The 10,726-nt window shown below is 73.5% G+C and carries 8 protein-coding genes; all 8 read left to right on the forward strand.

From position 1 onward, the window contains the following. On the forward strand, positions 1 to 1,047 hold a 1,047-nt coding region (locus ABEB16_RS10885; RefSeq protein ID WP_345712274.1), incomplete at its 5' end, for a LacI family DNA-binding transcriptional regulator. A 131-nt stretch (positions 1,048 to 1,178) separates the two neighbouring features. Next, a complete protein-coding gene (locus ABEB16_RS10890) occupies positions 1,179 to 2,510 on the forward strand; it encodes an ABC transporter substrate-binding protein (protein ID WP_345712275.1) in 1,332 nt (443 codons plus the stop codon). 67 nt (positions 2,511 to 2,577) lie between these two features. Further along, positions 2,578 to 3,501, forward strand: coding sequence for a carbohydrate ABC transporter permease (locus tag ABEB16_RS10895; protein ID WP_425560161.1), 924 nt, complete (start codon positions 2,578 to 2,580; stop codon positions 3,499 to 3,501). Positions 3,502 to 3,608: 107 nt separating this feature from the next. Further along, on the forward strand, positions 3,609 to 4,427 hold the full coding sequence (locus ABEB16_RS10900; protein WP_345712281.1) for a carbohydrate ABC transporter permease: 819 nt from the start codon (positions 3,609 to 3,611) through the stop codon (positions 4,425 to 4,427). 35 nt (positions 4,428 to 4,462) lie between these two features. Then, on the forward strand, positions 4,463 to 7,096 hold the full coding sequence (locus ABEB16_RS10905; protein ID WP_345712276.1) for a family 78 glycoside hydrolase catalytic domain: 2,634 nt from the start codon (positions 4,463 to 4,465) through the stop codon (positions 7,094 to 7,096). Continuing rightward, positions 7,096 to 9,405: an alpha-L-rhamnosidase gene (locus tag ABEB16_RS10910; RefSeq protein ID WP_345712277.1), complete on the forward strand. Its 2,310-nt coding sequence runs from the start codon at positions 7,096 to 7,098 to the stop codon at positions 9,403 to 9,405. Before ABEB16_RS10905 ends, ABEB16_RS10910 begins: the two co-directional genes overlap by 1 nt. 47 nt (positions 9,406 to 9,452) lie before the next feature. Beyond that, entirely contained in the window at positions 9,453 to 9,905 is a 453-nt protein-coding gene (locus ABEB16_RS10915; RefSeq protein WP_345712278.1) for a Dabb family protein, read from the forward strand. Between the two features lie 158 nt (positions 9,906 to 10,063). Beyond that, positions 10,064 to 10,576: a SigE family RNA polymerase sigma factor gene (locus ABEB16_RS10920; protein ID WP_345712279.1), complete on the forward strand. Its 513-nt coding sequence runs from the start codon at positions 10,064 to 10,066 to the stop codon at positions 10,574 to 10,576. Positions 10,577 to 10,726: the final 150 nt, after the last annotated feature.

Here is a 10,726-nt window from a genome sequence, read left to right on the forward strand (position 1 = left end):
GTGGCGGCGCGGGCCGGGGTGTCGGTGGGCACGGTCTCCAACGTGCTCAACCACCCCGGGCAGGTGCGACCGGCCACGGTCGAGAAGGTCCGCGCCGTCATCGAGGAGCTGGGGTTCACCCCGAACGCCAACGCCCGCTCGCTGGCCGGTGCCGACAGCCGCACCATCGGCCTGGTCGTGGTCGACCTGCGCAACACCCTCTTCGTCGACATCGCCCGCGGTGCGCAGCGCGAAGCCGCCGCCGAGGGCATGAACCTGTTGGTGACCAACAGCGACAGCGACGACAGCTTGCAGGACGCCCACCTGGAACTCTTCGAGAGCGCCCGCGTGAGCGGGGTGCTGCTGGCCCCGCTCAGCGACCCCGCGGTGGGCGTGCAGCGCGTCCGCAGGCACGGCACCCCGCTGGTCGTGATCAACTACGACACCGGCCGGGAGGACTGCTGCACGGTGCTGGTGGACAACGAACGCGTGGGCCACCTCGCCGCCCGGCACATGATCGAGCTCGGGCGCCGCCGTCTGGCGTGGGTCAGCGAGCTGGGCGCTCTGCAGCCGGTGCAGCAACGCCAGGTGGGGGTGCGACGCGCCGTGCGGGAAGCCGGCCGCGGCGTCGGCCTCACCGAGATCGACACCCAGCACGTCGACGGTTCCCACGCCCGGACCGCCGTCGAGCGGCTGCTGGCCGTGCCCGCGCGCCACCGACCCGACGCCGTCGTGGCGGTCACCGACCTGCTGGGGGCCTCCATCGTCCAGGAACTGCAGGAGGCCGGTTTGTCGGTGCCCGGTGACATCGCCGTCATGGGGTGCGACCACGACGCGCGCGCCTGGGGAGGGGCGATCCCGCTCACCACCGTCCGGCTGGAGGGGGAGGAGATGGGGGTGGCGGCCGTGCGGTTGCTGGCCGAGGAGGTCGCCGAGGGCGGCGGGCACGTGCACCGCACGGTCGTGGTGCAGCCCTCGTTGCTCGTGCGCGAGAGCAGCGCCGGCCGTGTGCCGGTGCCGGGTCCGACGACGACGCGCGCGCTCGGGAGCACCCGGCGCGGCGTGTGACGCAGCGGGCGAGGCGGCTCTTGACTGCTGTCGCAGCGGCTCGTACCGTGATGGCACGTCTTAAATGAAACGCCTCATTGAATCCGGCCGGCTCTCGCCTGCTGGACGACCGTCTCGACGAGGAGACTCCCGTGGCCTTTCACCCACCCCGCAGCCGCTCGCTCGCCGGCCTGACCGCCCTCGCCCTGGCGCCGCTCGTCCTGTCCGCCTGCAGCGCCGGCAGCCTCGGTTCCTCCGACGACGACGGCGGCGGCGGCACGTCGATCACCTTCCTGGTGGACAATGCCCCGCAGACCATCGCGACCGCCGAGGCGCTGGCCGACGACTTCAACGCCCAGCAGTCCGAGGTCCGGGTCGAGGTGGAGACCCGCCCGCAGGGCACGGAGGGCGACAACCTGGTCAAGACGCGCCTGCAGACCGGCAGCATGAACGACGTCTTCGCCTACAACAGCGGATCGCTGTTCCAGCAGCTGGCACCGCAGTCGTCGCTGACGCCGCTGACCGGCGAAGCCTTCCTGGACGGGGTCGACGACAGCTTCACGCCCCAGGTCAGCGCCGGCGACGAGGTCTACGGCGTTCCGCTGGGCACGGCCTTCGGCGGGGGGGTGCTCTACAACCGCAAGGTCTACGAGCAGCTGGGCCTGCAGGTGCCCCAGACGTGGGCGGACTTCATCGCCAACAGCGAGAAGATCAAGGCGGCCGGCATCGCCCCCGTGGTCCAGACCTACGGCGAGACGTGGACCTCCCAGCTGCTGGTCCTCGGCGACTTCCACAACGTCGCCGCGGCCAACCCCTCCTTCGCCGAGGAGTACACCGCCGGCCGGGCGAAGTACGCCACCGACGCGGCCGCCATCAAGGGGTTCCAGCACACGCAGGAGATCCACGACAAGGCGCTGACGAACGCCGACTACGCCTCGGCCAAGGTCGAGGACGGCATCCGGATGCTCGCCGCCGGTGAGGGCGCCCAGTACCCCCTGCTCTCGACGAACGTCGCCACGATCCTCAGCGTGGCGCCCGACAAGATCGGCGACATCGGCTTCTTCGCCCTACCCGGGGACGATGCCGCGACCAACGGCCTGACCGCCTGGTTCCCGGGCGGGGTGTACGTGCCGAAGTCGACGACGGGGGAGGAGCTGGAGGCGGCCAAGAAGTTCCTCGACTACCTGGTGACGCCGGAGTCGTGCGACATCCAGTCCGAGAAGAGCGTGCCGACCGGCCCCTACCTCGTCGAGGGCTGCGAGCTGCCGGGCGACGTCCCGCAGATCACCGAGGACGTCAGCGCCTACTTCGACTCCGAGCGGCAGTCCCCGGCGCTGGAGTACGTCTCCCCGATCAAGGGACCGGCGCTGGAGCAGATCCTGGTGGAGGTCGGTTCGGGCATCCGCTCCGCCGAGGACGCCGCCGCGCTGTACGACCAGGACGTGGAGAAGCAGGCCCAGCAGCTCGGCCTCGAGGGCTGGTGACCGCAACCGCTCCCCACCTCCCGGTCGGGCGCCGGCCGGGACCCGCCGACCCAGAAAGGTGACACGCGTGGCCACGACGGCTTCCGTGACGTCGCGCACGGCGCCCGGTGCACCCACCCGACGGGGTGGGGGGCGGCACCACAGCCCGTACCCGGGCTGGTTCTACCTGCCCGCCGCGGTCGTCTACGCGGTGCTGTTCCTCGTCCCGACGCTGCTGTCGTTCTACTTCAGCCTCACGCGGTGGACGATCTTCACCTCGGAGTTCATCGGCCTCGAGAACTTCGCCCAGTTCTTCTCCGAGCCCGCCCTGACGCGCGGCTTCGTGAACACCTTCGTCTACGCGATCGTCACCTCCGGGGCCAAGGTCGTCCTCGGGCTGGCCCTGGGGATGCTGCTCACCAGCCAGATCATCGGCCGCGGGTACCTGCGCGCGGTGGTCTTCTTCCCCGTCCTGGTCTCCAGCGTCGGGGTCGGGATCACCTTCCAGGTGCTCATGAACCCCACCAAGGGCGCCATCAACTCCGCCCTCGGCGTGATCGGCGTCGACGGGCCCGGCTGGCTGGTCGACCCCTCCCTGGCCCTGTTCTCCGTCGCGCTGGTCGACGTGTGGAAGGGCGTGGGCCTGGCCACGCTGATCTACATGGCCGGCATCGTGTCCATCCCCAAGGAGTACTACGAGGCCGCCAAGGTCGACGGGGCCGGGTCGTGGACGCTGTTCCGCAACGTCATCTTCCCGCTGTCGTGGCCGGCGACCTCCACGGTGATCACGTTGTCCCTGATCGGGGGGTTGCGCTCCTTCGACCTGATCTGGGCCATGACCAAGGGCGGGCCGGGCTTCACCTCCGACGTCATCGCATCGGTCATCTACAAGCAGTACCAGGCCGGCTTCTACGGTCTCTCGACCGCCGGCAACGTCATCCTCTTCGTCGCCGTCACCGCCATCGTGCTGCCCCTGACGCGGTTCCTCGCCCGCAAGGAGGTCGAGCTGTGAGCTCCGCGGTCGGCCCTGCCGGAACGCTGGACCCGCGCTCGCGGGCCGGCGGCGCACCCGGTGCCCCGTCCGCCGGTGGCGGGCGCGTCGGTGGTCCCCGCGCGGCGCTGTACCGCTACGGCGTCGGGGCGCTGGCGATCGTCGTCAGCATCGTCGTCTTCATCGTCCCCTTCGCCTTCATCCTGCTGACGGCGTTCATGGACGCCCAGCAGGCCTCGGAGTTCCGCTTCGCGCTGCCGCGCAGCTTCCAGGGCTGGCAGAACCTGCTCGACGTCGTCCGGACGCGCGACTACCTGCTCATCATCGCCTTCATCAACTCGATCGTGCTGACCGTGGCCAGCGTCACCGCCATGGTCGTCCTCGGCGCGATGGTCGCCTTCGTGCTGCAGCGCCAGAAGACCCGCTGGACCGGGTTCATCAGCTTCCTCGTCCTCGCCGGGCTGATCATGCCGCCGGCCGTGGTGCCCACGATCTGGGTACTGCAGCGCCTGGGGATGTTCGGCACCATGCCCGGGCTGATCCTCGTCGAGGTCGCCTTCGGGCTCTCCTTCGCGGTCCTCCTCTTCCGGGCGTTCATCTCCACCATCCCGCGCGAGCTGGACGAGGCGGCGGTCCTGGACGGCGCCGGCCCGCTGCGGTTGTTCTTCCGGGTCGTCCTGCCGCTGCTGCGGCCGGTCGTGGTCACCGTCGTGCTGGTGCAGTCGGTGACGGTGTTCAACGACTTCCAGACCCCGCTGTACTTCCTGCCCGGCGACGCCGGCGCCACCGTGCAGCTGACGCTGTTCAACTTCCAGAGCCAGAGCCTGTCCAGCTACAACCTGCTGTTCATGGACGTGCTGCTCATCACGATCCCGCCGCTGGTGCTCTACCTGTTCTTCAACCGACAGATCGTCGCCGGCATGACCGCCGGCGCCGTCAAGGGCTGACCGTCCGGCGTCCCTGCTCTCGCGAACGGAACCACATGCGCCACCGCCCGGACGTCGTCATCACCGACCTGCGCGCCGAGCACGGTGATCCACGACTCGGCCTGGGCACCGCCCGGCCACGGCTCTCCTGGATCGCACGACCCACCGCCGCGCCACCCGACGGGTGGCGGCAGAGCGCCTACGAGGTGCTCGTGGAGCCGGTGCCCGCGCTGGTCGGCGCCGAGCGGGCGCCGACGTGGTCCAGCGGCCGCATCGGGTCCGGGGACAGCGTGCTGGTGCCCTGGCCCGCGCAGCCGTTGTCCTCGCGCGAGCGCGTGCGGGTGCGGGTGCGCGCCTGGAGCCCGGACCGGCCCGAGCCGACCGCCGCCAGCGCGCCCCTGGAGATCGAGGCCGGCCTGCTGCAGGCCTCGGACTGGGTGGCCGTGCCCATCGGACCGGACTGGGACGAGGACCCCGGGGCGGACCACCGCCCCGCCCTGCTGCGCCGCGACGTCCACCTGCCGGCCCCCGTCGCGCGCGCCCGGCTGCACCTGAGCGCCCACGGCCTGTGCGAGGCCGAGCTCAACGGCCGGCGCGTGGGCGACGACGTGCTGGCGCCGGGGTGGACCAGCTACCACCACCGCCTGCGCTACCGCACCCACGACGTCACCGCCCTGCTGCACGAGGGCGACAACGCCCTGGGCGCCTGGCTGGCCGACGGCTGGTACCGCGGCCGCTACGGCACCCACGGCGGCAACCGCAACCTGTACGGCGAGCGGACGGCGCTGCTGGCGCAGCTGGAGGTGGACCTCACCGACGGGCGCCGCGTCGTCGTGGCCACCGGCCCGGAGCAGGACCCGCGGGGGTGGCGCGCGGCGCACGGACCCGTCACCGCCAGCAGCCTGTACGACGGGGAGTCCTACGACGCACGCCTGGCCGTCCCCTTCTCGCTCGCGGGTTTCGACGACAGCGGGTGGGCCGGCGTGCGCACGTACGAGCGGGACCCGGCCACCCTGGTGGCCGCCGACGGCCCCGCGGTGCGCTGCACCCGGGAGGTGCTGCCGCAGGCGGTGCTGACGACCCCGTCGGGCAGGACGGTGCTGGACTTCGGGCAGAACCTGGCCGGTCGGGTGCGCCTTCGCGTGCGCGGCAGCGCCGGTGAGCGCGTGCAGCTGCGCCACGCCGAGGTCCTCCAGGACGGGGAGCTGTACACCCGCACGCTGCAGACCGCCGCGGCCACGGACACCTACGTCCTCGCCGGCGCGCCCGGGGGTGAGGAGTGGGAGCCGCGCTTCACCCTGCACGGCTTCCGCTACGTCGAGGTCACCGGCTGGCCCGGGCGCCTGCACGAGGGCGACGTGGTGGCTCGCGCCCACCACAGCGACCTGCGCCGCACCGGCTGGTTCACCTGCTCCGACGAGCGGCTGAACCGCCTGCACGAGAACGTGGTGTGGAGCATGCGCTCCAACTTCGTCGACATCCCCACCGACTGCCCCCAGCGCGACGAGCGCCTGGGCTGGACCGGCGACATCCAGGTCTTCGGCCCCACCGCCTCCTTCCTGTACGACTGCGCCGGTTTCCTGTCCGGCTGGCTGGCCGACGTGGCCGCCGAGCAGCTGCCGGACGGGACGGTGCCCTGGTACGTGCCGATGATCCCGGCCGAGTTCTGGGACCCGCCGCAGCCGGGAGCGGTGTGGGGCGACGTGGCCGTCCTGCTGCCGCACGTGCTGCACGAGCGCTACGGCGACGCCGGGGTGCTGCGCAGGCAGTACGACAGCGCCCGGGCGTGGGTGGACCTCGTCGAGCGCCTGGCCGGCCCGAGCCGGTTGTGGAACACCGGGCTGCAGCTGGGCGACTGGCTGGACCCGGCCGCCCCGCCGGAGGAGCCCGCCGCCGCCCGCACCGACCGGTACCTGGTGGCCACCGCCTACTTCGCGCACTCGGCGCGCACCCTGGCGGGCATCGCGCAGGTCCTGGGTGAGCAGGAGGACGCCGCCCGCTACACGGACCTGGCGCGGCAGGTGCGCGAGGCGTTCGTCGCCGAGCACGCCACCGCCGACGGGCGGCTGAGCAGCGACGCCCAGACGGCGTACGCCCTGGCGATCGTCTTCGACCTGCTGCCCGCGGACCGGCGCGCGGCGGCGGGGACCCGCCTGGCCGAGCTCGTTGCGGCCGACGGGCACCGGGTGGCCACCGGGTTCGCCGGGGTCAACCTGGTCGCCGACGCCCTCACCCGCACCGGCCACGACGAGGCCGCCTACGCGCTGCTCACCGAGACCGGCTGCCCCTCCTGGCTGTACCAGGTGTCGATGGGTGCCACCACCACGTGGGAGCGCTGGGACTCGATGCTCCCCGACGGCACCGTCAACCCCGGGCACATGACCAGCTTCAACCACTACGCGCTGGGCTCGATCGCCGACTGGGTGCACCGGAGCGTCGCGGGGCTGGCCCCGGCCGCACCCGGTTACCGGCGCCTGCTGGTGCGCCCGCGCCCCGGGCGGGGCCTCGCGTCGGCCTCCGCCCGCCACGAGACCCCCTACGGGCCGGCGGCCGTGAGCTGGCGCCGCCGCGGTGGCGGCCTGGTCGTCGACGTCGACGTCCCGCTCGGCGTCACCGCCACGATCGACCTGCCCGGGCACCCGGTCGGCCACGTCGGCGCCGGACGACACCACTTCGAGACGGAGAGCTGATGCCCACCTGGCACGCGACGATGATCGCCGCCGACGCCGACGCCGCCCGAGACGGCGCCCCGTTGCTGCGGTGCCGCTTCACCGTGGACACCGGTCACGGCGAGGTGGTCTCCGCCCTGCTGCACGTCAGCGCCCTCGGTGTCGTGGAGCCCTGGCTGGACGGCCGGCGCGTCGGCGACGACGTGCTGACGCCGGGCTGGAGCAGCTACGAGTGGCGGCTGCGCCACCGCAGCCACGACGTGACCGCCGCCCTCGCAGCGGGCACCGCGGCGGACGGCGGCGGCGGGGAGCACGTGCTCGGCCTGGCGCTGGGCAACGGCTGGTTCCGCGGGCGCCTGGGGTGGATGGGCAGGCGCGCCTGCTACGGGGACGAGCTCGCCGGTTTCGCCCAGCTGGAGATCACCTTCGCCGACGGGCACACCCAGCTCGTGCTCACCGACGAGACGTGGTCCTCGCACGCCTCCGCGACCACCGCCGACGACCTCTACGACGGGCAGAGCATCGACGCCCGCCGCCACGACCCGGCGTGGGCGACCACCGCCGCGGCGGACGACGGCTGGAGCGGGGTCCACGTGCTGGAGTTCGACACCGCCCGCCTCACCGAGCACGTCGGACCACCGGTGCGCCGGCAGGAGGTGCTCGCACCGGTCGAGGTGTTCCGCTCGCCCTCCGGGCGGCTGCTGGTCGACTTCGGGCAGAACCTCGTCGGCTGGCTGCGCCTGAGCGCGCGCGGCGAGGCGGGCAGCACCATCACCGTCCGCCACGCCGAGGTCCTCGAGCACGGCGAGCTGGGGACCCGGCCGCTGCGCACCGCGGAGGCCACCGACCGCTTCGTGCTGTCCGGCGGGCACGACACCTTCGAGCCGACGTTCACCTTCCACGGCTTCCGCTACGTCGAGGTCGACGGCTGGCCCGGCGACGACGGCGCCGCGGTGCCCGCCGACCTCGCCGGTGCGGTCCGGGCCGTCGTGGTGCACTCGCAGCTGCGCCGCACCGGGGAGTTCGAGTGCTCCGACGAGCTGCTGAACCAGCTGCACCGCAACGTCGTGTGGGGGTTGAAGGGCAACTTCCTGGACGTGCCCACCGACTGCCCCCAGCGCGACGAGCGCCTGGGCTGGACCGGTGACCTGGCCGTCTTCGGCCCCACCGCCGCCTACCTGTTCGACGTCAAGGACTTCCTGCGCGACTGGATGCGCGACCTGGCCGCCGAGCAGCGCGCCCGCGACGGCATGGTGGCCTTCGTCATCCCCGACGTCCTCAAGTACATGCCCGAGCCGCCGGACTTCCCCGACCCCGACAGCACCGCGGTCTGGTCGGACGTGGCGGTGTGGCTGCCGTGGGCGCTGTGGAACGCCTACGGCGATCGGGAGCTGCTGGGCGAGCACTACCCGGCGATGACCGCGCACGTCGAGCGGGTCCTCGGGCTGCTCTCGCCCACCGGCCTGTGGAGCACCGGTTTCCAGTTCGGGGACTGGCTCGACCCCGACGCCCCGCCGGACCGGCCCGCCGACGCCAAGGCCGACAAGGGGGTGGTGGCCACCGCCTGCCTGTACCGCTCGGCGCGGACCGTCGCCGACGCCGCCCGCGTGCTGGGCCGCGAGGAGGACGCCGACCGCTTCGCCGCGGCCGCCGATCGCGTCCGCGCGGCGTTCCTGCAGCACTACGTCGATGCGCAGGGCAGGGTGGAGAGCGACTGCGCGACCGTCTACGCGCTGGCCGTCGAGTTCGGGTTGCTGGCGGGGGAGCAGCGCGCCCGGGCCGGTGACCGGCTGGCGGAGCTGGTCGAGCAGGCCGGCTACCGCATCTCCACCGGCTTCGCCGGCACCCCGTACGTCACCGGTGCGCTCAGCAGCACCGGGCACCTGGACGCGGCCTACCGGCTGCTGCTGGAGAAGGACTGCCCCTCGTGGCTGTACCCGGTGACCATGGGGGCCACGACGATCTGGGAGCGCTGGGACTCGATGCTGCCCGACGGGTCGATCAACCCCGGCCAGATGACCTCCTTCAACCACTACGCGCTGGGGGCGGTCGCCGACTGGGTGCACCGCACCATCGCCGGCATCGCCCCGCTGGAGCCGGGGTACCGGCGCAGCCTCGTCGCCCCGCAGCCCGGTGGCGGCCTGACGTGGGCCCGCGGGAGCCTGGACACCCCGCTCGGGCGGCTGTCGGTGCGCTGGGAGCTGAGCGGGTCGGGTCTGCAGGCCGAGGTGAGCGTCCCGCAGGGCGCCACGGCCGTGCTGCGCCTGCCCGGCCAGGCCGACCGGGAGCTGGCCGCCGGCACCCACCGGGTCACCACCACGATGCCGTGACCGCGGGGGTCCCACCTCCCGCAGCTGCCGGAGGGGAGGATGTGCGCGTGATCGAGTCCTTGCGGGAGCAGCTCGCGGCGGTCGGCGCGGCCGCCTTCACGGCCCGGGACCACCGCCCCGGGCTGGTGCGCCACATCGTCCTCTTCCGCTACCGGCAGGAGGTCACGGAGGCGCAGAAGGCCGAGGTGCTGCGACGCTTCCTCGCGCTCGCCGACTCCCGCCGCGCCGACGGCGAGCGCTACATCACGTCCGTCGAGGCCGGCGGGCAGGGCAGCGGGGAGGGTGCCGGCGGCGGCTACGAGCACGGCGTCGTGGTCACCTTCGCCTCCGAGGGGGACCGCAACCACTACGTCGGCGCGCCCGTCGTGGAGGACCCGGCGTACTGCGACGCCGAGCACGCGGCGTTCAAGGAGTTCGTCGGGCCCCTGCTGCACCCCGACGGTGGTGCGCTCGTCTTCGACGTGGTCGGCCACGGCGCCGGCCCGTCCGCGCCGCGCTGACCTCCTCGTCGGGCGGTGCGGGATCGGGGGAACGGTGGCGCGGTGCAACAGCGGGGCCCCGCGCTGCGTCCCTGGGGTGTGCGGACGACGGACGGGGACCCCCGGTGAGCGCGGCGGTGCTGGCCGCCCGCGCCGCGCCGGGGAGCGCGCGTGAGCACGTGAGCGCCCCGCCCCTCGACCTGGGGTCCTTCGTCGCGGCCCAGGGCCCCGCCCTCGTGCGGCTGGCCCGCGCGCTGCTGCGCGACCCGCACCGCGCCGAGGACGTCGTGCAGGACGTGCTGGCCCGCGCCGTCCTGAGGTGGGGCAGCATCGAGCGCGCCGACGACCCCGTCGCCTACGTCAAGCGGATGGTCGTCAACGCCTCCATCTCCTCCACCCGCCTGGCGTTCCGGCGCACCGAGCGCGCCGCGGACCCGGCCGCGCTGCCCGAGACGGGCGTGCCGGACGGCGCCGCCGCCCACGCCGAGCGCGACCTGCTGCTGCGGCTGCTGCGGCGGCTGCCGGACAAGCAGCGCAGCGCCCTGGTGCTGCGGCACTACGAGGGCCTGCCGGACGAGGAGATCGCCGAGCTGCTCGGCTGCTCCCGGGCGACGGTGCGCAGCAACGCCCACCGCGGGCTGGCGACCCTGCGCACCCTGCTGCAGCAGGAGGAGGTCGGCGGTGGGCGCTGAGCACGACGACGACCCGGTGCTGGCGGGGCTGCTGACCCGCGCGCTGCGGCAGGACGGCGCGGCGGTCGACGTGGGCGGCCTCGTCGAGGGCACCGCCGCCCGGGTGGGGGTGCTGCGCCGGCGCCGGCGGCGGCGGCGGGTGCTGACGGC

Source organism: Kineococcus glutinatus, from assembly GCF_039542765.1.
GTDB classification, from domain to species: Bacteria; Actinomycetota; Actinomycetes; order Actinomycetales; family Kineococcaceae; genus Kineococcus_A; species Kineococcus_A glutinatus.

What these genes read in the sequence shown, in the direction of transcription:
- ABEB16_RS10905 (WP_345712276.1), top strand. Translation starts at nt 4,463, where the DNA reads ATGCGCCACCGCCCGGACGTCGTCATCACCGACCTGCGCGCCGAGCAC.
- ABEB16_RS10910 (WP_345712277.1), top strand. Translation starts at nt 7,096, where the DNA reads ATGCCCACCTGGCACGCGACGATGATCGCCGCCGACGCCGACGCCGCC.